This is a genomic window from Allobosea sp. P4_E12 (assembly GCF_056401655.1).
Window position 1 is genome coordinate 142483 of the sequence record NZ_JBFUIY010000002.1, and the last position, 19732, is coordinate 162214.

14 protein-coding genes are annotated in these 19732 nt (G+C 64.7%); 4 read left to right on the forward strand and 10 right to left on the reverse strand.

The annotated features are described in order from the left end of the window. Nucleotides 1-2: 2 nt before the first annotated feature. The 9 genes from AC1DW9_RS02770 to AC1DW9_RS02810 form a co-directional block, all read right to left on the reverse strand. On the reverse strand, nucleotides 3-833 hold the full coding sequence (locus AC1DW9_RS02770) for a carbon-nitrogen hydrolase family protein (RefSeq protein WP_441488095.1): 831 nt from the start codon (nucleotides 831-833) through the stop codon (nucleotides 3-5). A 78-nt stretch (nucleotides 834-911) separates the two neighbouring features. After that, the gene (locus AC1DW9_RS02775; protein WP_476775634.1) at nucleotides 912-2462 is read right to left on the reverse strand and encodes an ABC transporter substrate-binding protein; all 1551 of its coding nucleotides are present in this window, start codon (nucleotides 2460-2462) and stop codon (nucleotides 912-914) included. 24 nt (nucleotides 2463-2486) lie between these two features. Beyond that, nucleotides 2487-3626 carry a C45 family autoproteolytic acyltransferase/hydolase gene (locus AC1DW9_RS02780; protein WP_441504480.1) on the reverse strand — a complete coding sequence of 380 codons (1140 nt, stop codon included), beginning with the start codon at nucleotides 3624-3626 and terminating at the stop codon, nucleotides 2487-2489. Between the two features lie 13 nt (nucleotides 3627-3639). Then, the gene (locus AC1DW9_RS02785; protein WP_476768474.1) at nucleotides 3640-5193 is read right to left on the reverse strand and encodes an ABC transporter substrate-binding protein; all 1554 of its coding nucleotides are present in this window, start codon (nucleotides 5191-5193) and stop codon (nucleotides 3640-3642) included. A 43-nt stretch (nucleotides 5194-5236) separates the two neighbouring features. After that, nucleotides 5237-6124: an alpha/beta hydrolase gene (locus AC1DW9_RS02790; RefSeq protein WP_476775633.1), complete on the reverse strand. Its 888-nt coding sequence runs from the start codon at nucleotides 6122-6124 to the stop codon at nucleotides 5237-5239. 22 nt (nucleotides 6125-6146) lie between these two features. Next, the gene (locus AC1DW9_RS02795; protein WP_476775632.1) at nucleotides 6147-7577 is read right to left on the reverse strand and encodes an NAD-dependent succinate-semialdehyde dehydrogenase; all 1431 of its coding nucleotides are present in this window, start codon (nucleotides 7575-7577) and stop codon (nucleotides 6147-6149) included. A gap of 34 nt (nucleotides 7578-7611) precedes the next feature. After that, complete coding sequence (gene aptA, locus AC1DW9_RS02800) at nucleotides 7612-8943, reverse strand: omega-aminotransferase AptA (RefSeq protein WP_476832144.1); 1332 nt, start codon at nucleotides 8941-8943, stop codon at nucleotides 7612-7614. Nucleotides 8944-9093: 150 nt separating this feature from the next. Continuing rightward, entirely contained in the window at nucleotides 9094-9993 is a 900-nt protein-coding gene (locus tag AC1DW9_RS02805; protein ID WP_441504476.1) for a GntR family transcriptional regulator, read from the reverse strand. Between the two features lie 221 nt (nucleotides 9994-10214). Continuing rightward, the gene (locus AC1DW9_RS02810) at nucleotides 10215-11150 is read right to left on the reverse strand and encodes an alpha/beta fold hydrolase (protein WP_441504475.1); all 936 of its coding nucleotides are present in this window, start codon (nucleotides 11148-11150) and stop codon (nucleotides 10215-10217) included. A 599-nt stretch (nucleotides 11151-11749) separates the two neighbouring features. Between AC1DW9_RS02810 and AC1DW9_RS02815 the strand changes: the two genes are divergently transcribed. The 4 genes from AC1DW9_RS02815 to AC1DW9_RS02830 all read left to right on the forward strand — a co-directional run bounded on the left by AC1DW9_RS02815 (nucleotide 11750) and on the right by AC1DW9_RS02830 (nucleotide 16419). Next, nucleotides 11750-12943, forward strand: a complete 1194-nt coding sequence (locus AC1DW9_RS02815; RefSeq protein ID WP_441504474.1) for a serine hydrolase domain-containing protein — start codon at nucleotides 11750-11752, stop codon at nucleotides 12941-12943. 378 nt (nucleotides 12944-13321) lie between these two features. Next, nucleotides 13322-14398: a hypothetical protein gene (locus AC1DW9_RS02820; RefSeq protein WP_441504473.1), complete on the forward strand. Its 1077-nt coding sequence runs from the start codon at nucleotides 13322-13324 to the stop codon at nucleotides 14396-14398. 101 nt (nucleotides 14399-14499) lie between these two features. Next, nucleotides 14500-16035: a serine hydrolase gene (locus AC1DW9_RS02825; RefSeq protein ID WP_441504472.1), complete on the forward strand. Its 1536-nt coding sequence runs from the start codon at nucleotides 14500-14502 to the stop codon at nucleotides 16033-16035. A 36-nt stretch (nucleotides 16036-16071) separates the two neighbouring features. Beyond that, a complete protein-coding gene (locus AC1DW9_RS02830; RefSeq protein ID WP_441504471.1) occupies nucleotides 16072-16419 on the forward strand; it encodes a hypothetical protein in 348 nt (115 codons plus the stop codon). A gap of 337 nt (nucleotides 16420-16756) precedes the next feature. Here AC1DW9_RS02830 and AC1DW9_RS02835 read toward each other — a convergent pair whose 3' ends face one another. Next, a complete protein-coding gene (locus AC1DW9_RS02835) occupies nucleotides 16757-19633 on the reverse strand; it encodes a hypothetical protein (RefSeq protein WP_441504470.1) in 2877 nt (958 codons plus the stop codon). Nucleotides 19634-19732: the final 99 nt, after the last annotated feature.

A 19732-nucleotide genomic window follows, 5' to 3' on the forward strand; every position in this document is an offset into this window, starting at 1 on the left:
GCTCACCTGACAGAGGCAAAGGGCAGACGGCGGTGGCGCGCCAGCGGGATGCGCGTGCGGGCGAGATCGATCGCGGCAAGATCCAGCCGAGCTGCAACGATGCCTTCGCCCAGGGCGCGCTTGGCGATGACCGCGCCCCATGGTTCGGCGATGAGCGAGTGCCCGTAATTGTAGAGTATCTGCCCATCTTCCTCGAAGGGCCCCTCCTGCCCGGGCGCGAGAATGAAGCACTGGCTCTCGATGGCACGGGCCCGCAGCAGCGGCTCCCAATGCTCCTTGCCGGTGTGCAGGGTAAAGGCTGCCGGCACCGCGATCATGCGGGCGCCAGCGTCGACAAGCGCGCGAAACAATTCGGGGAAACGCAGATCATAGCAGATCGTGCAGCCGACAGTGACGCCGTCGAGATCGAAGGTCACCAGCTCGGATCCCGCGCCGTAGATCTTGCCTTCGTCATAGACCGTGCCATCCGGCGCGGTGATCGCGAAGAGGTGGATCTTGCGATAGCGGGCGACCTCGCGCCCCATGCGGTCGAAGACGAGACTGGTGTTGAAGATGCGGTCTCCGTCACGCTCGTTCAACGAGCCGCCATGGATGTAGACGGCGTGGCGGGCGGCAGCCTCTCGCAGCATGGCATAGGCTTCGCCGCCCGGGCACGGCTCGGCCGCGGCGCGCTGGGCGTCGGCATCGCCGCCATAGAGCGTGAAGCACTCCGGCAGCATGACGAGATCGGGTTTCTCTTCTCGGCAGGCCTGTTCGATCAGGCGCTGTGCGATGGCGATATTGGCGGCCTTGTCCTGGCCGGCATTCATCTGGATCAACGCGACTTTCATCATGTCTCGCTTGTTGGGGACACCTGGCGGACGACAGCGCAGGCGGCCCGCTGGAGGGCGGTTTGCCTGCGCGCCCATCGGTCACTTCTTGAGGCTGACGGCCCAGAGTCTCGGCTTCGGCATGATGGTCGCGGCATAGCCCTGGACGCTCGAGCGCGCCGCGGCGACTTCGACACCGTTATAGAGCATCAGAAACGGCGCCTGCTCGATGAAGAGAGCATGGAGCTTGTCGAACAGGGCCTGACGTTCGCCATCCTTGGTCGACGCCAGGATATCGCGCAGGAGTTCCTCCGCCTGCGGATCGTCCCAGATCCGGTTCGGCCGCTTGTCTTTCGAGCCCATCACCGCGCCATAGGCCAGGGCGGGGTCATAGCGGGCCGAATAGGAGAAGGACTGCATCTGGTAGTTGCCCTTGCTGTAACGATCGAGCTGCGTCGCCCATTCCAGCACCTCGAGCGTCGCGTTGATTCCGGCCGATTGCAGCATCGCCTGGGCGATGACAGCGCTCTCATAAGTGTCGCGCTCGTTCTTGTTCGCCATCAGCACGATCGGCTGGCCGGCATAACCCGCCTCCTTCAGCAGGCGGGCAGCCTTGGCCGGGTCATAGCTATGGAGGCGGGCCTGCTCCTTCGAGTAGAAGCGCGATTCCGTCGGGACGACCGAAGCGTTTGGTTGCCCCAGCCCCTCCGATACGGCCTTGACGAGTTCGCGCGTGTCGATCGCGGCGGCGATGGCCTGACGCATCTTGACGTTGGCCAGCAGCGGATCGCGGGTCTGCAGCAGGATCGTGTTGAGCATCATGGTCGGCGAGGACGAGACCTTGATCTCCGGCCGCGCCTTCAGCTCTGGAATATCGGCTGCCGCCAGCGAAGGCAGGATGTCGATATTGCCACGCAGCAGCGCGGCCTTGGCCGTGGCGTTGTCGGGGATCACCATGAAATTGACGGTATCGACGAGCGCGCGCTTGCCCCCGACATAACCATCCGGCTCGCCGCCGCGATCGGTATAGCCGTCGAACCTGTCAAGGCGGACATATTCACCGCGCTTCCATTCCCCGAACTTGAATGGCCCGGTCCCGACCGGCGCCTTGAACGAGCCGTCAGGGTTGAAGGACGAGCGGGCGACGATCGCAGTCTGCCCGCACTGGTTCCGCGCGATGCCCGCGAGAAAGACAGAACTCGGCCGGTTCAGGGTGAAGACGACGGTGTCCGCATCGGGAGCGGCGATCTCGACCTTGAGTATGTCCGATCCGTTGTACTCTCCCGTGCAGAGCCAGCCCGTCTTCGGGTCCATGTAGCGCTGCCAGTTCCAGACGACATCCGCGGATGTCAGCGTCGTGCCATCGTGGAACTTCACGCCCTTGCGCAGCCTGAGCGTATAGGTCAGCCCATCCGGAGACACCTCGATGCTGTCTGCGAGCAGCGGCTTCGGGGTGCCGTTGGCGGAGTAGCCGACGAGGCCCTCGACCATGTGAAGCACCACGCCATCCGTCGTGTCGTCCCGGTTCACCCCGGGATTGACGCTCCGGATATCGGCATTGAGACGCACGCGCAGAGTGTCGGCCTCAGCCGTCGACGCCTGAAAACAGGCAGCACCCATCATCAATGCGAGTGCCGTGAAACGCATTCTCATTCATTCCTCCCGTGGATAGAAATGTCAGGCCGCGAGCATCTTCGGCTCGTCGGCGAGGCTGTATTGGGTGAAGCGGCGATCGAGGGCGGGAAGAGCAGCCACCTCCATCACGCCGCTCGCCGGCTCCATCACCACCATCGCGACGGTCGCCGAGAGGTGAGCGTCGCGCAGGCCGGGCCGCGGTGGCCGGCAGACGCTGTAGGGCGTGGCGAAATCGTCGAAGAGCGCAGCCTTAACCTCGGCGGCGGACAGGGTGCCACCGCTCTGATCCAGCAATCGGCGCACACGCCAGTCGCGGTAGACGCTGTCCGGCACGTTGATGAGACCGGTATCCCTGAGCTTGCCGAGCGCAATGGGACTGACCCAGTGATTGGCGTGCACGATCAGCCCGTCGCTCGGATAGATCGCGAAAGCCTCGTCCGGGGCGCATTCGTAATTGACCGCAAACCCCTCTGCGCTCGACAGGATCATGTTGTTCGAGCAGGTCTTCTGCGTCGTCGCGACGGCCCTGATCGCGAAAGCGAGATGGGATTGCTCGAGCACCTTGCGGCGGATCAAGGCAAGCGGCACCCCCTGCTGGCGATAGTCGCGGTCGCTGTCGAGATAATTGGCGGTGATGGCGAGCCCAGCCGCATTCATGCCGGAACGGGCAAGCCCCCCGGCCTCGACGAAGGTCAGGAAATCCGGGCCGTTATCGGGGCGCACCCGCAGCACGATCGCCGTCTCCGCGCATTCGGCGCGCCAGTCCCAGTTCTGGGCGTGGATCAGCCGCCCCGACAGGCTGCGCTCCGGCATGACCACGAGACCGGTGCAGCCATCATCGGCTTCGTCTTGTTCCCGCTGCGGCCTGCTCCGTTCGATGCGGGCCTTGGCGATGACCTCGGTCCTGGCATTGACTATCACGATGTCTTCGAGCGTGACGCCAGCCCCTTCGGCTATCCCGCGCATCTCCTCGATGTAATGGGCTCCGAAGGCCTCGATCTCGCCCGCGAACGCCGTGATCAGTTCGGACTGGGCCGCGGCCGAGTAGCCGAACTCCGCGAGCTGGTCGCCATAGAGCCCGACGCTCCGGCGCACGCGCTCCCTGGCGGCCTCGCCATATTGCCGGCCGCGCTCGCGCGGGGCACCGGAGATGGAGACGAAGGGAAAGGGCGAGGTCGTCATTGGCTTGCTCCTGCTAACGGGTGATCCACACGCCCCAGGCGCGCATCTTGCCGAAGCCGGTGACGCCGATGCCGTCGACGCGGTCGCTCGAGGCTTCGACGAGGGGGGTGTTGTAGAGGCTGACGATCGGTGCCTGGTCGATCATGCGCAGGTGCAGTTCGTCGAAGATCGCCTGGCGTCGGCCGGGATCGAGCTCCGCCGTCGACGAGGACAGCAGCGCGATCGCATGCGGGTCCTCCCACTGGTTGTCAGGATCGACATCCTTGGAGCCGACGATCGTCTTGTAGTTCAGCGAAGGTTCGAGCCGTGCCGTGAAGCGGAAGGACTGAAGCTGGAAATTGCCCTTGCTGTAGCGGTCGAGCTGGGTTGCCCATTCCAGCACCTCGAGATCGACATTGAAGCCCGCCTGCTTGAGCATCGACTGGAGAATGATGGCGGTATCGTAGAGATGGGCGAGCTTCTGCGACGTCTGCAGCTTGATCGGCCGCCCGTCATATCCGGCCTCCTTCAGCAGCCTGCGGGCGAGATCGGGGTCGTAGGCATAACCCTTGCCGTGGACGGCCGTGTGGGCCGAACTCGAGTCCGGGATGGCCGAGGGATTGGGCTTGCCGAGCCCGTCCGTCCTGGTTTCCACCAGCGTCTTGAGATCGATAGCATGGGCTAGCGCGCGTCTGACGCGAATATCGGCGAAGAGCGGATCGCGTGTCTGGACGAGCAGCACGTTCCAGCTCAGCCCCTGTGCGGTCGAGACCCTGACGCCCTTGGCCGCCCTCAGCTCGACCACATCCGAAACATCGGTGACGATCCAGTCGATCTGGCCTGCCCGCAAGGCCGTCCTGCGCGTGGCATCGTCGGGCACCACCATCCAGCGCACCTGATCGACATGGGCGAGGCGCGCGCCGGCATAGCCGCTCATCGGCTCGGAACGCGGTCGGTAGCCGGCAAATTTCTTGAGGAGGATGAACGAGTTCTTGCGCCACTCGGCGAAGGTGAAGGGGCCCGTGCCGACCGGCTGACGCCACTCGCCGTTCGGCCCGACCGAATCCTTGTGCAGGATGCCGGTCAGGCATTGGACATTGGCGACATAGTGCAGGAAGAGCGCCGACGGCGCGGCGAGCCTGAAGACCACCGTGCGGGCATCGGGCGTCTCGATCGCCTCGATCTTGGCGTCCTGCGAACCGTCATACCAACCCCGGCACTGCCATTTCGTCGCCGGGTCCAGCATTCGGTCCCAGCTCCATTTCACGTCCGCCGAGGACATCGGCGCACCGTTATGGAAGGTGATGCCGTCGCGCAGGGTGAAGCTGTAGCTGCGGCCGCCATCGCCGACCGTGTAGGACTCGGCCAGCAACGGCGCGATGGTCAGGTCTTCGCGATAGGCGACCAGAGCCTCGAGCACATGATGGAGGATGGTGTCGCTGTCGCCGCTGCGCCGAACACCCGGCTCGCTGCTCGTGATATCGGTGGAGAGCGCGATGCGCAGCTCGCCACCCTGCTTCGGGACCTGAGCGAGCGCCTGCATCGGGCAGGCGAGCGCGGCCAGGGCCGCAAGCCATGCAACCTTCATGATCTCTCCCTTTCGTTCACGAGCGGCGCCCGGTTTTCCGGTGTCACCGCCCAAATGGCTGGCAGATCGCCGCGCCCTGCCCCCGCCAGAGGTTTTGCCGTTGGGCAAGCGCGCTGGCGAAGAACTCCTTCACCGGGGGGTGCACGAGATGTCCGATATGCTCGACGCCGGGCACGACATCGAAGCGCACCGGGATATCGAGGCTCAGGAAGGCGCGCTCCAGCGAGCGCAGGCGATCGACCCGCGTCACGCCGGTCTCGTTGATGCCCTCCATCCAGTTCGAGGAACTGGGAGCGACGGTGACGTCCCAGGTCTCGATGTCATCGCCGCCGATGACCATCTGGACCGCGACCTTCCGCATCTCGGACAGATCAAGTTCACGTCCGAAGATGCTCTTCAGATCGCCTGTCCCGAGCCACCACGGCTTGTCCGGGTTCGGCAGCGTCACGACGCCGGGAGCGCCGATCGAAACCCCCAGCAGTCGCTCCGGGTGCAGATAGAAGAAGCGGTGCACGAACTGCCCGCCGCCGGAGAAGCCGTGCATCAGCACCTTCTCGGCGTCGAGGCGATAGAGTTCGCCGATCTCCTCGATCATCGCCAGGACCAGGAGGTCGTAACGGATGCCGCGATAGAGGATGCGCTTGTAGTTATGCGTGTCACCCGGCTCCCCGATCCCGCAGGGAAAGAGCGGCACCAGGACGACGCATTGGTTGGCTTCGGCGAAATCGATGAACTGGTCGCGCAGGCTGTCGACCGTGCGGGTGCTGCCATGGATCAGAACGGCCAGCGGATAGCGCTTCGTGCCGTTCTCCTCATAGCCCTCGGGAATATAGCAGCAATAGGAGAAGCGCTGGTCGGCCTGGCAGGCAAAGATCGCCGTCCGTCCGAGCTGGTAATAGGAGAGCTTCTCGCCATGTCCGTTGCGCGTCATAGGTCGTCTTTCTCCGGTCGTCTCAGGCTTGGCTGATCGTCTTGGTGACAAGATAGGCGTCGAGCCCCTCGGTGCCGCCCTCGCGGCCGTCGCCGCTGTCCTTGACCCCGCCGAATGGGGTTTCCGCCGCAGCGATCTCGAAGCGGTTGATGCCGACCATCCCGGCCTCGATCCGTTCGCCGAGCGCCAGGGCCCGTGAGCAGGAGCCTGTGAATGCGTAGGCGGCGAGCCCGACCGGCAGGCCGTTGGCACGACTGATGACCTCGTCCAGATCGCGGAAGCGGGCGATCGGAGCCACCGGTCCGAAGGGCTCCTCGCTCATGATCGCCGCAGCCTCCGGCACATCGGCGAGAACGGTCGGCGCGTAGAAGAAGCCACGATTGCCGATGCGCTCACCGCCGCAGATAAGCCTGGCGCCATGGCGCTGGGCATCCTCGATCAATCCATGCACCGCTTCCAACCGCCTGGCATTGGCAAGCGGCCCCATGCCGATGCCCTGGTCGAGGCCATTGCCGACCTTGATCCGCTGGGCGGCCAAGGCGAAGGCGGTGACGAAGCGATCATGCACCGCCTCGTGGACATAGAACCGTGTCGGCGCGACGCAGACCTGGCCGGCATTGCGGAATTTTCGCTGGGCGCCGAGCGCAGCCACCGCCTCGACATCGACATCATCGAACACCAGGACGGGGGCGTGGCCGCCGAGTTCCAGTGTCGCGCGCTTGGGCCCCTGGGCGGCCAGGGCTGCAACCGCACGCCCACCCGCCGTGGAACCGGTGAACGAGACCTTTCGGATCACTGCTGAGCCGACGAGATGCCGCGAGACCGTTGGCGGATCTCCCAGGACGAGGTTGATCGCGCCCGCCGGCACGCCCGCCTCGACGCAGGCCTCGACCAGGGCAAGGCAGGTCGCCGGGGTTTCTTCCGACGGCTTGATGATGATCGAACAGCCGGCACCCAGCGCACCGGCGATCTTGCGCGCCGGCGTCAGCGCCGGAAAATTCCAGGGCGCGAAGGCGGCAACGGGGCCGATCGGCTCCCGCACCACGATCATCCGGGCGCCGGCCGTGCGGCTTGGAACGACCCGACCATAGGCGCGTCGCCCTTCCTCCGCATACCAGTCGAAGACCTCGGCAGATGCGGCCACCTCGCCGCGCGCCTCGGCGAGAGGCTTGCCCTGCTCACGCGTCATCACCTCGCGAATGGCGTCCTGACGCGCCCGCAGCAATTCGCCGACGCGACGCAGGATACGGCAGCGTTCGAAGACCGAGACCGCGCGCCAGGCAGAAAAGCCCGCCTCGGCAGCCTTCAGCGCGTCGTCGAGATCGGCTGCCGATGCCAGGCGCGCCGTGGCCAGGATGTCGCCGGACGCAGGATCATGGATCTCGATCTGGGCGCCGGAGCCCGCGCGAGCCGCGCCGCCGATATGCAGGGTAATCTCGGGATAGGCGCTCACGTCGCGCAACCTCTTCAAACGGGGATGGGCCGGATCAGGCGATGGTTGCGAGCGCCTTGCGGATGCTGGCGAAGAGGCGGTCGATCTCGTCGGGTTCGATCGTCAGCGGCGGCGACAGCACCAGCAGGTCGGCGCCGGCGCGGACGAGGACACCGTCCTGGAAACAAGCCTCGGCGCATTCCGAACTGCGCTGCCCCGCTCCGCCAGGCCGCGGTTCAAACTCGATCGCGGCCACGAGACCGATAGTGCGGATATCGATGACGTGCGGCGCGCCCTTCAGGGCATGCGCCGCATCCTCCCAGTGGCGCGCGATCCGCCGCGCGCGTTCGAACAGCCCTTCCTCTTCATAGACCTGCAGGGTGGCCAGGCCCGCGGCGCAGGCGAGCGGGTGCCCCGAATATGTATAGCCGTGGAAGAGCTCGATGCTGCCTTCCGGCCCGGTCATGAAGGCCTCGTAAATATGCGGCCCGACAATGGTCGCCCCCATCGGCACGGCGCCATTGGTCAGCCCCTTGGCGCAGGTGATCATGTCGGGAATGACGCCGAAGGCTTCGGCGGCGCAGGAGGCGCCGAGCCGCCCGAAGCCCGAGATCACTTCGTCGAAGATCAGCAGGATGCCGTGCTTGTCGCAGATCTCGCGCAGGCGCCTGAGATAGCCCTTGGGCGGCGGCAGCACGCCGGTCGAGCCCGCAACCGGTTCGACGATGACAGCCGCGATCGTTGACGCATCATGGATCTGCACGAGCCGCTCGAGATCCTCGGCGAGATCAGCGCCGTGATCGGGCTCGCCTCGCGAGAAGGCATTCCTGGCCAGGTCCAGCGTGTGCGGGAGATGGGCGACACCCGGCAGGAGGGGCCCGAAATCGCGGCGATGCCGGCTGATGCCGGCGACCGAGAGCCCGCCGAAGCCCATGCCGTGATAGCCGCGCGCCCGGCCGATCAGGCGGGTACGCCCTGCCTCGCCGCGCTGGCGGTGATAGGCCAGCGCGATCTTGAGCGCGGTGTCGACCGCTTCCGAGCCCGAATTGGAGAAGAAGACATGGTCGAGCCCCTTCGGCATCATGTTGGCGATGCGACTCGCCAGCGTGAAGGCGTCGGGATGCCCCATCTGGAAACAGGAGACGTAGTCGAGCCTGTCGACCTGGGCCTTGATCGCCTCCTTGATCCGCGGATGGCCATGTCCGGCATTCACGCACCAGAGTCCCGCCATGCCGTCGAGGATCCGGCGCCCGTCAGCCGTCAGGTAATAATTGCCCTCGGCTCCGACGAAGAGGCGCGGATCACTCTTGAAACGCCGATTGGCCGTGAACGGCATCCAATGGGCATCGAGGTCATTCGGGCGGGTGGCGGCAGAAGCGAGCAAGATTGAACCTCGGGAACGCTGGATGTTGTTTTGATCTTTTTGCAAAAATAATACAATGTCAAGCAAGCATGATGGCCGCGCTCGGGCCAACCGAATCTCACGAATGCAAAGGCGTGACGCCTTCGGCTCAGCCGCGGGGAAGGAAAGACCGGCTCAGCGCGGCGCGCGCGTCAGATGCTGGCGCATCAGGGTCGCCGCCCAGTTCGTGTCGCCCTGCTCGAGCGCATCCAAGATCGCCAGGTGTTCCCGGCAGGATCGCAGCAACGCCTCCCGATCGAGGCCGCCGTAATCGGCGTACTCGGTCAGGCGCCGCAGGGAGTTCTGCGCCTCCATCGCCTGGACGACGAAGCGATTGCCGGAGCAGGCGGCGAGCATGCCGTGAAAGCCGGCATTGATCTCGAAGAAGCGCTCTGCGGACGGCGTATGGTCGAGATCGGCGATGAAAGCATCATGCGCTGCCCGGCTTCGGGCAAAGGCCGGCTTGTTGACCCGAAAGCTCGGCTCGCACAGCCCCATGCATTCGATCATCATGCGGAAGCGATAGCTTTCCTCCCGCGCCTCAGGCGAAGCGAGCGACGGTACGAAGCTCCAGCCGTGACCGCGGCGCCGCTTGATCAGCCCATCCTCCGCAAGCCGCAGCAGAACCTTGCCGAGCGCGCTCCGGCCGATCTGATAGGTCTGCAGGAGGTCGGTTTCGATGAGGTTCTCGGGCAGGCGGCCAGCCTCGCGATCCCGCAGGATGGCATGAATGATGTCCTCGTCGCGCGCGCTCGGCAGGGAGCGCTCTGCGGCCTCGAGATCCTTGCCGTCCCGCGCAAGAAAAAAGCCCTGGTTCGCGCGCGCTTCGACTGCGCCCTGCTCCGCCAGCAGGCCGAGCGCGGCCCGCACCGGAGTACGTGAAACCTCGAAAGCTCGGGCAATCTCGGCCTCCCGCAGGTGGAAGCCGGCCGACCACTGCTTCTCGGCGGCGCAGGCCAGAATTCGCTTCGCGAGAGCGGTATGGAGATTGCTGGGCTTCCGCGATGTCTGGCGGGGAAGCGAACGCTCATTCATCAAGACGACTCCGTGCGCCGCAGCCCTAGCCGAATTGCATTATTTTTTCAACGAGAACCGAACCCTATCACGACCTCTCGTGCTGCTATCCAGATTGAGCTTCCCCTCTGTCGACCTTACCGGCCGATCCTTGGCACACTCTCGTCGGGTTCGCGACGTGCAGTCTCTCGCGTGTAGGCCTTCAGCGAAGTTCCCATGAAACGCGGCGGCGCATGCTGGCGTTACGGCGCCCGGCTCGCCTTGCCGTCACGCGCGGCGTCGACAACGTCGCGGATGGCGTCGATCACGAGCTGCGGCCGTTCCTTGTGGATCTCGTGGCCGCTGTCGGTGTTCGTGACATGCCTGGCGCCCGGCACGAGTGCAGCGAGCTTTGCCTGCGCCTCCCTCTGCGCCCTGTCGGTGACGTAGCCGAAATCGGAAGGAATGTCGGCAGGCAGCCGGCCATCGGCGATAAGCCCCGGGACGAGCGGTCCCCAGGGGTGATCCGCGCTCAGCACGGTCAAAGGCATCGGTCGGAGCGGCTCGGCAGCGAGCAGTTGATCGAAGCTGAGATTCGCATCGACTCGCTCGATCGCCGGATAGACTTTGAGGGCTTCAGTCAGGTCGCCATCGAGCAGCACGCGTTGGATCGCCCATTCACGAGGGGCCTGCGCTGCCCGAAGCCCCTCTGACAAGGCATCGACGAGCACCATCCCATTCACCTCGTCGGGATAGGTCATCGCATAGAGCCGGCTAACGAGGCCGCCATAGGAATGCCCGACGACCACGAAAGGCGTCGCGATGCCGGCAGCGGTCACCAGCGCATGCAGATCGGCGACTGCTGCCCGCGCGGTGACCGGCTGCGAGACCGGGTCGGTGCGGCTCGGCGCTTCGCCGACCGGAGTTCCCGGCCGGTCGTAGGCGCAGACCCGCGTGAACCCCGCCACTGCGGAAAAGACGTTCACCTTGCCTGGCTCGGACTGGGTCCAATCAGCGGCGGAGGCTCTCGCGCCTGCCACGATGACGACGGCAGGAGCCCCCATGCCACGACATCCGAGGTACATCTTGCGGCTGCCGTCGACGTTGACCACGCCTGAGACATCGCCGCTCTCCGCAAGCGCTGAGCCTGATGAGGCAACAAGGCCGATCATCAGGAGGAGGACGCACTGAGGTGACATTGAACGGGCTCTCCGGCGCGGCATTCGGCATCCCTGACTGGATCAGCGAGCCCACACGGCAAACGCTCGGCCACGGAGGTTAGGCAGCGACGGCTTGCGACGCAAACGAGGGCCTTCCGAAGCAGAACTTCGGCTTCGCCTCACTGGCTGCATTCCAGGCAGCCTCGCCGAACGTGTCGAGATCGACCTTGGAGAGCCCTTACTCCAGCATGCACGCAGGCCGGCCGATTTGGCCGGTGCACCGAGGACGTTTCAAGAGGCAGATCAGGTCGGCTTCGTGCATTCAGAGCCCATCCCAACTCTCGGCACCTCCACCCGATCAGTCCGGTTCCGATCGCTGCAGGGGTAAGGCCGCTCGGGCGCAGGAACAGGCGGCGATCCCGGACGCGCGGTCATCAAGTTGGGATGTACGGTCATGGTGCCTGGCAACGATATCCCCTTAGTTTCAATCGAAGTTTCCCCTTGTCCCACGCCCGTAGCGACTGCGGCATGCCCCAAAGCTCGCCATCGTCAGCTCCGCGATATCCGTTCGGCGATGATCCTGGCGACGTCCTTCTCGCGACCATTGCCTTCGCAACCCTCAGCTTTTGGGGCGCCAAATGTTCTTTGCGGCTAGGCTCGCTGTCATATTCATGGGCTGCGTCGGCGCATCATGGCCAATCGCGCAGGCGCAGGAACTCGACCTAAGGAGCCTGGAAGAGATCCGCTCAATCGCTTCTGCGCAGTTCGAAAAGCACCACCTGAATTCGCTTCTCTTGCAGGTGCGCATCGACGGCAAGGACGTGACGAGCCTCGCGCTTGGCGAAGCGATGACCGGCGTGCCGGCGAAGATAGATGGGCGTTTCCGCAACGGGGCCGTGGCCCTCACATATATTGCAGCGCTTGCCTTGAGACTCGCGGAGGAAGGCATCGTCGATCTCGACATGCCCATCTCGCGCTGGCTCCCTGATCTGCCCGCCTCAGGCAAGGCGACCATCCGTATGCTGGCGAACATGACGGCGGGGTATCCCGATCATGTCGCCAATGACGAAAAATTCGTGAAGCCATTCATCGAGGATCCCTTCAGGACGTGGAAGCCGCAGGATCTCATCGCGGTAAGCCTGTCCCAGGCGAGGCGCTTTGCCCCCGGAGAAAACTGGGACTATTCCCATAGCGGGTACGTCATTCTCGGGCAGGTTCTCGAGGCGGCCACGGGCAAGCCGATGCATCGCCTGATGGACGAGTACATCCTGACACCACTCAAACTTGGCGGCACCTTCGGATTCGACAACGCGACGATCCCAGAACCCGCCATCCACGCCTTCACGGCAGAGCGCGGCGTGTGGGAGGACGCGACCTACTGGAATCCGTCATGGACGTTGCCTGCCGGTGCGATCCAGGTCACGACGATTGACGACATGGCCCGCAGCTTCGACACGATCGTCGGAAGCGCTGGCTTTCTCTCCGCGCAATCGCTGAAGCAGATGATAGAGCCACGCCTGATCGGCTTCGGTGTGCCGCTCGAAGGCTGCCCAACCTGCCATAGTCTGACAAAGCGCTTCAACTATGGGCTCGGCGCCATGCTGCGCGGCGACTGGGTGTTTCAAACCCCTCTTTTCGGTGGCTACGCCTCTGCCGTCGGAACCTTACCGCAGGAGTGCTCGAGAATCGGGCGTATAACCATTGCCGTGGCGGTCACCTTCACCCGCGCCTCTGTCGAGGATTGGAGTGGACGCGCTCCCAATCTTGCCGATGCGACGGTCGCTCTCATCGCCGCCAAACTGGCTCCCGAACACCCTGTTCCATTTCTCTAGGTTCCGACTGCGCTGAAAGCGTGGGCCGAAGCCACAAGGGGAGTGGATTTCCTGAAGACCGCATCGCCGTTGCCGGCGGGATGACCGTCATCCTCCAAGCCAGATTGGCTCGCCCCCGACCGATCAGTCCGCTCCGATCGTTGTAGACGGCAAGTTCGGGCGGAGCGAGGGCTGTCGGCGGCCTTGGACGGACGGTCATCAAGTTGAGATGCACGGTCATGGTGCTCGCCCGCGATTTCAACTTAGCTTCAATCATAGATCCACCGTTTCCAAGGACCGCGGCGGCCGGCCTCCTGACGGGCAGCGCACAGGCGTCGCCTTCTTGGAGCTTGGTCGCCAGTTTCGGCCTCTCGTCCAGAGCAACCGTTGGGGAGCGCGGTGAAGCAATTCAGACTGGATGGCAGCGCGACACGGCCGGCGGACATGGATAGCCAGCCACCGGTTGTCTCAGCCTCGCGTCACCTCGCCCTGAAGCTGAGGCTGACGTCACTGGCGCTTGGCTGCTCGACCCACAAGGAACTTTGCGCGCGCTTTGCGGCCAGCAATCGGACGACGCTGTTCGTGCCCCAGAACGCCTATAAATGGCTCAGCGGCAAGGCCGTGCCCCGCGCATCCAGCGTTTATGAGGATTGGGCGCGGGTGCTCGGCGGCATGCTGACCGCTCCGTTCCTCGCCTCGTCCTCCTTCGATGAGTTTCAGGACGCGATCAGCACCCAGTTCGCCGTGCCGGAAACCGCGCTCTCGGCGCTGCGGAGCGAGGCAGGCCTACGGTCGGGCTCGCCCCCCGCCCTGACCGTAGTCGAATCGTCGGTAGCCGGGCGAAGTGGGCTGCGCCCCGGCGAGCATTGGCTGGAGGGCGTCTATCTCGCGATCTCACCGGCCTGGTCTCGCGTCGAGGCGGGCCGGTTGATCATCGGGACAGTGGCAATCCACGCCGATGCCATGCAGCGCCTGCAGATCAGCTACAGCGAGAACCTGTTCAACCGTCAGGTCCGCATGAGCGGGCAATTGCTGAGCGATGGCCGTACCGCACAGAGTGCCCTCGCCTGCTCCTACACGCAGCGGCTGTTCCTTCTGGCGCTGAACCTGCCCACCCTGCCGGCCAATCTCATCGGCGGCATTCTCAGCGGCGCGGCAGTGCATGATCCCGACGCTCGGGCCGCCGCCTGCCGCATCCTGCTTCTGAGGGCGCATGGCGGCCAGGCCCAGGATCTGGTCGCGCGCACGGGCTATCTCGATGCGGACGGGGCACTGGTCGAGAGTGAATTGGCCGCGCTCGGCTATCGCGGCGATGCCGCAACGGTCGCACTAGGTTCCGGCATCGTTGATTTCCTGAATGCGCCTTCGTCCTCCGGCCTTTGTGAAGCGAAACTTAAAGATTTGACATCACTTGAGCGGATCATCGATCGAATACCATCTTCTGAATTCTTACAAAAATCAGCATCATGGCATTAGATTCAAACCACCAAATCCCTGCTTCCCAGCCTCCATGGCATTTATGCCAAATATTGGCACCAAATGACGTGTCAATGCACTTTGTCCGAAAGTGGATAACCATGAAACACTGCGGTAGTCTTGTCGCTGCGGCGCTCTTCACGCTCGCTGCCGTTCATCCTTCCAAGGCGGAAATCACAGGCGAAAGGCTTCAGGCGCTCCTGCCCGGCCTCGAGAAACAGGCTGCTGCCGGGATGAAGGAGTTCTCGGTTCCTGGCATGGCCATCGGCATCGTCTTCGACGACCGGCTCATCTACAGCAAGGGCTTCGGCGTCAAGACGATCGACAAGGCCGACCGCGTCACGCCCGACACCATTTTCCAGATCGGCTCGACGACCAAGGCGTTCCTCGCGACGTCGCTCGCCCAGGCGGTGGATGCCGGCCGGCTGAAATGGGCCGATCCCGTCATCGATCATATACCCACCTTCCAGTTGGCCGATCCATGGATCTCGCGCGATTTCCGCATCCTCGACCTCGCCGCGCAGCGCTCCGGCCTCACCCCTTACGTCAATGACGACCTGACCCTTCTCGGCTTTGACAAGCAGACGCTGATCCAGTCTCTGCGCGTCGCGCCGCAGACGGGCATCTTCCGCTCGCAGTTCGGCTATCTCAACATCCCGCACATGGTCGCCGGCGAGGTGCTGGCGAAGGTGAACGGCTCGCCAAGCTGGTACGAGTCGGTGAAGCGGACGCTGCTTGATCCCCTTGGCATGTCATCGACGACGGCCACCCTGGAAGCCATCACGCAAACCGCCGACCATGCCACCGGCCACAGATTTGCCGAGCGCCCGGTCGCAATCCCGTTCCACGCTGCCTTCCCCTATGCGTACGGCCCCGCTGGCGCCTTCAACTCCAATGTCAAGGATATGGCCCAATGGCTGCGCCTGCAGCTCGGGCGCGGGCATTTCGGAGAGAAGGCCCTGGTCTCCGAGGAGAACCTCGATGTCACCTGGACACCGCGCGTCGCGATGAGCGAGCGCGTCAGCTATGCCGTCGGCTGGGTCGTCAACGCCACGCCAAACGGGCGCGTGATCTGGCATAATGGCGGAACCCCGGGCTTCGGCGCCCATGCCGGCTTCCTGCCAGATGGCAGGACCGGCATCGTGATCCTGACCAATCTCGGCAATGCGGCCATGGCGGATGCGCTCGCGCAATGGTTTTACGACCGGGTTCTCGGCAATCCCGAGGTCGACAACATCGCACTCGCCGCCGCCGCCATGCGGACAAACCGTGAGCTGCAGCGCAAACAGGCGGCCGCCTTCATCCCAGGGCCGCTTGCTCCCTCTGCCGGCGTACTTGTCGGGAGCTATGTCTCTCCGGTTCTCGGCACGGCGACGGTCGCCGCCGTCGACGGAAAACTGCAGATGACTCTCGAAAAGACCGACGCGGTCGCTCTGCTCGTATCCAGCAAGGATGATCCGAACCTGTTTTCGGCGCGCCTCATGGCGACAGCTGGCTATGAGCCGATCGTGGCCATCGCCGGCGATGTTCCCTTCACCCAGATCCGGTTCGAGCGCGACGGTTCCGGCAGCATCGCCGAACTCCGCTGGCTGTCTCCGGAACTGCCGCATGTCTTCACACGCCAGCCTGGCCAATAGGCCTGAACCCTTCCGCGCCATTCCAAGGACGAGCCCATGAGCACCCTCTCCCACAAGCTGGCCCGGACTTCGTTGGTCCTTGCCCTGAGCATGGCTGCCGCTGCGGCTTACGCGGCCCCGGTCACTGCTCCCTCTCAGGCCATGAGCGAGCAGCGGCATATCTTGCCAGCCGGCGACATGTTTCGCGGGATCATCGATTTCCTGGGCGATCAGGACAATTACGTTCACGACAATCACTACGACTGGCAGCGTTACCGGGACACGACGTCCCGGAAGGAGCGCATCCGCGATTACTATCAAATGCAGCAGGAAGCGCAGAAGGACTACTGGCGTCACCAGAAGGAGGCGCAAAAGCAGATGATCAAGCAGCAGCGTGGCTGGTAAGACCTGACGACCGCTCCATCATCCGGGGAGCGGCATTGAGCTTACGCCGCCTCGCGTTGGACCGATCCAGCGTGAGGCGGCGACTATGCCCAACCAGGGCCGTGGTTCCAGGGCAGGCCGAACGGCCAATCCCATCGACAGCCGAACCCGCCGCGCCGGAAGCCTTGGTCTTGAAGTGCGAAGACGCGCGGCTTCGTGCCGCGTGCCCCACAGAACCCGACGTCCGGGTTTGCGGAGAGCAAGGTCAGCGATGCCATTCTCGCCCTGACCGATAGTGGGGTAACCAACTCCGCGGCGAGAGACCCCGCTGGCGCACGCCGCAGCCGATCCGCTTCATTCAATCTTGCCGCTGAGCACCGCCCGCAATGGTAACGGCCCCTGTCGTCACCGTGCGCAGCTTCCAGCCCTCGGATCGGGACCCCGCGAGGTTGAGACGCCCGGCCATGAAATGCAGCCGCTTGGTATCCTCGCTCTTCGAGGTGCAGAAACGGTCCTGAAGGTAGAACGGCGGCATCGCCTGGTAGAAGAGCGTCGCCTCGATGGCAGCTGGCTTACCGTCGATCTCCGACAGGGCGATGCGATAGAGCGTCGCGTCGCCGCCACCCTCCCGATAGTCGGGATCGTCACCGACCTGCACAGGTCCGGCCTCGTCAGCCAGTTCCGAGCCGGCGCCGAGGGAGGCCGCGAGCTTCACCCGGTCATCGCGCCCGAGATAGCCCCTCGGCAGCAGGCGATTGTCCTTCACATTCGAGCAGATCGACAGGAAGCTCGTGGTCAACTGCCCCGCGGGCTGGGAGCCGATGCCACACTGGGCCGGCCCGGACAGCGGGGGGCTCGAAACCAGCTCCTGATAGATCTGGACCTGATCCTGCCGGGTGATCACCTCCCGATGCGGCTGATGCGCGAGCGGATCGAGTCTGGCCGAGCAATCCGCATTCCACCAGACTTCGCCGGCGACGGGCGCGCCCATCCCGTCGGTGATGACGCCGAGTGCGTCAGTGCGCCCCGAAGCCCAGATCGCCTTGCCGCCGGTGTCGAGCACCTTGAACGCGATGAATGCGCGCCGGAAGCCGACGCCGCTCGGGAATTTGTGCCCAGTTTTGTTGGTGACACGTACCGACGCCTCCAGCGCCGATTCAGTCATCCTGACGCTTTCGACGGCGATCGCGGCGGTGCGTTCCGCAGCCTGGTGGTCGATCGCCTTCTCGGTGAAGAGCAGCGGATCGACCCCTTTCTTCGTCAGCATCGGATCTTGCGTCCGGATTCCCATCAGCTCCGGGAACTGCTGCGCCATCTTGATCAGGAACGAGTTCAAACCGACCAGCACATGGCTGGCGAAGCCGGAGCGCACGGGCAGGTCGATCTCCTCGGGCGGCAAGGTGTGCTCCGCCTGAGGGAAGTTTGAATATTCCTGGATGCTGGCAATCTTGCTGCGATACGGGTGTCCGTCCGCATCGCGGCTGGGCATGTGACAGCCCTGGCAGGTTTCGGGGCTCTTGCCGGCGCCGAATGGCAGCGCTCCGTCGGGCGACTGGCCGGTACGGAAATCGCTGAACGCCCATTCCGCATAGGTCGTCTGCTCGTAGGTGTGTCCGATGACCTTGCCCTTGTCGAGCACCGGCAGGTGAACCGTGTGGCAGCTGCCACAAACCTCCGAGCTCTTGATGGCGGGGTTTTGCAGCGGCGTCATGCCGAGTGCATTCTCCATCGGCTTCGCCTTGGGGCCCTCGAATGGCCCCTTCATCTCGGTCATCGCGCCCATCAGGAAGCTGCCGGTGAAGGTCCTGGCGAAGCCGGTATTCTCCGGGTTGAGCCGTTCCTGGCGCTCCTCGACGCAACTGTTCTGCGGCTGCGCCTTGACCCGGCTCCGTTCGGCCTCGCTCAGCGCCATGGCGTGACAAGTTGTGCAGGATACGCCGTCGCGGGCGAGCGCACCGTGCCGGGCCTCCAGGCCGGAATGGCCGGCGGGCCAGGGCACGGCAGCGACGGCGGCACGCGGGAACGGCGAGCAGCCCTTGCCCCTTGCTCTCTCGTCGATCTTGAACTGCCGCTGCCCCATCACGCCGTGGCAGCCGAGGCAGGTGTCCTGCACGAGCTCGGCGGCTTCGGGATGGAAGGTCTCCGTCTCGCTTGCGAGCTGGGCGAAGAAGACCGGGTCGCGTCCGGCCAGGCCCATGGGCGACGAACTCCAGGTGCCATAGGGCGAAAGATTGAGGAAGCGGCCGTCCGGCCCCGGCAGCGTCATGTCGAAATGCAACCCGGTCGACCCGGCATCGTGGCAGCCGAGGCACTGGTCCGAGGTCAGGAACTGCTGCTGGGCCTCGCGCCGGTTCGCACTGGCCCAGACCACGTCATAGGTCTGGGATGGCATCCGCATCACCTTGTCTGCGGTCGGATGCGGAAACGGGATGCCGTAGAAAGTGGTGAACTCGGGCGCAGGGCTTTCGCGGGCCGGAGCGCCGAGCAGCGTGATGTCGTCGGATTCCTGCACGATGCGCAGGTGGTTGAGCATCGCGGACAGGTCGTCATGAGCTTGGGCGGAACGGTCGGTGAAGGCGTTCTGGCTCAGGAAGACCAGCGGGCGCCCGGGCTCTCCCTTGATGTTCTTCAGGTCCGCGAAGGTCGAATTGGCCTTGGCGCTGGCATGGCAGTTCACGCAGTACTGACCGAAACCCATGTTCGGGTAGCCGTTGCCGGGCCCCGCCGGCCAATCGGGCTTCCAGTCGCTCCATCCGAACCAGCCCCAGAACCAGCCGTCATGCGAGGCCTTCGCGTCGCGCACCATCACGGCCGCACCGCTCGTCGGCAGCAGCCGCAGCGGATCGACATCGCGGCACAATGCGGCAGGCGCCGGGAACATCTCCTTGATCATCATCGCCCCGTCAGGCACGGGGGGCTCCGCTGTCCCCTCATGGGCCTGCGTCCGGTTGGCCTTCAGCCAGCCGAACATTTCCGGCGAGTACCAGATGACCACCGGTGCATGGGTGCCATGGTAATTGCCGCTGGTCTTGTCGTTGCGCAGCGTCGCGGTGAACGGCCCGGTATCGCGAACCATCTTGTCGACGCGCCAGCCCGCGGCAAGGTTGCGGTGGCAGAAGGCGCCGAGATAGCGGCCGAGCTTTTCCTGGTAGACATCGAGAGGAAAGGCGCCGGGCCTTCGGATATCCCGGTCGAGCGCGGCGCAAAGGGCAGCGTCGGCCGGCACGAGCGGCATCGGGCGTTCAGCGGGACACTGGGACGCGAACGCAAGTCCTGGCACCAGGGCCAGCAAGACAAATAGCGCGATCGTGCGGAGCATGAATCAACCCGGGCG

Coding starts and splice junctions, on each gene's coding strand:
- AC1DW9_RS02770 (WP_441488095.1), bottom strand. CDS start 833: ATGATGAAAGTCGCGTTGATCCAGATGAATGCCGGCCAGGACAAGGCC.
- AC1DW9_RS02775 (WP_476775634.1), bottom strand. CDS start 2,462: ATGAGAATGCGTTTCACGGCACTCGCATTGATGATGGGTGCTGCCTGT.
- AC1DW9_RS02780 (WP_441504480.1), bottom strand. CDS start 3,626: ATGACGACCTCGCCCTTTCCCTTCGTCTCCATCTCCGGTGCCCCGCGC.
- AC1DW9_RS02785 (WP_476768474.1), bottom strand. CDS start 5,193: ATGAAGGTTGCATGGCTTGCGGCCCTGGCCGCGCTCGCCTGCCCGATG.
- AC1DW9_RS02790 (WP_476775633.1), bottom strand. CDS start 6,124: ATGACGCGCAACGGACATGGCGAGAAGCTCTCCTATTACCAGCTCGGA.
- AC1DW9_RS02805 (WP_441504476.1), bottom strand. CDS start 9,993: ATGAATGAGCGTTCGCTTCCCCGCCAGACATCGCGGAAGCCCAGCAAT.
- AC1DW9_RS02810 (WP_441504475.1), bottom strand. CDS start 11,150: ATGTCACCTCAGTGCGTCCTCCTCCTGATGATCGGCCTTGTTGCCTCA.
- AC1DW9_RS02815 (WP_441504474.1), top strand. CDS start 11,750: ATGTTCTTTGCGGCTAGGCTCGCTGTCATATTCATGGGCTGCGTCGGC.
- AC1DW9_RS02825 (WP_441504472.1), top strand. CDS start 14,500: ATGAAACACTGCGGTAGTCTTGTCGCTGCGGCGCTCTTCACGCTCGCT.
- AC1DW9_RS02830 (WP_441504471.1), top strand. CDS start 16,072: ATGAGCACCCTCTCCCACAAGCTGGCCCGGACTTCGTTGGTCCTTGCC.
- AC1DW9_RS02835 (WP_441504470.1), bottom strand. CDS start 19,633: ATGCCGCTCGTGCCGGCCGACGCTGCCCTTTGCGCCGCGCTCGACCGG.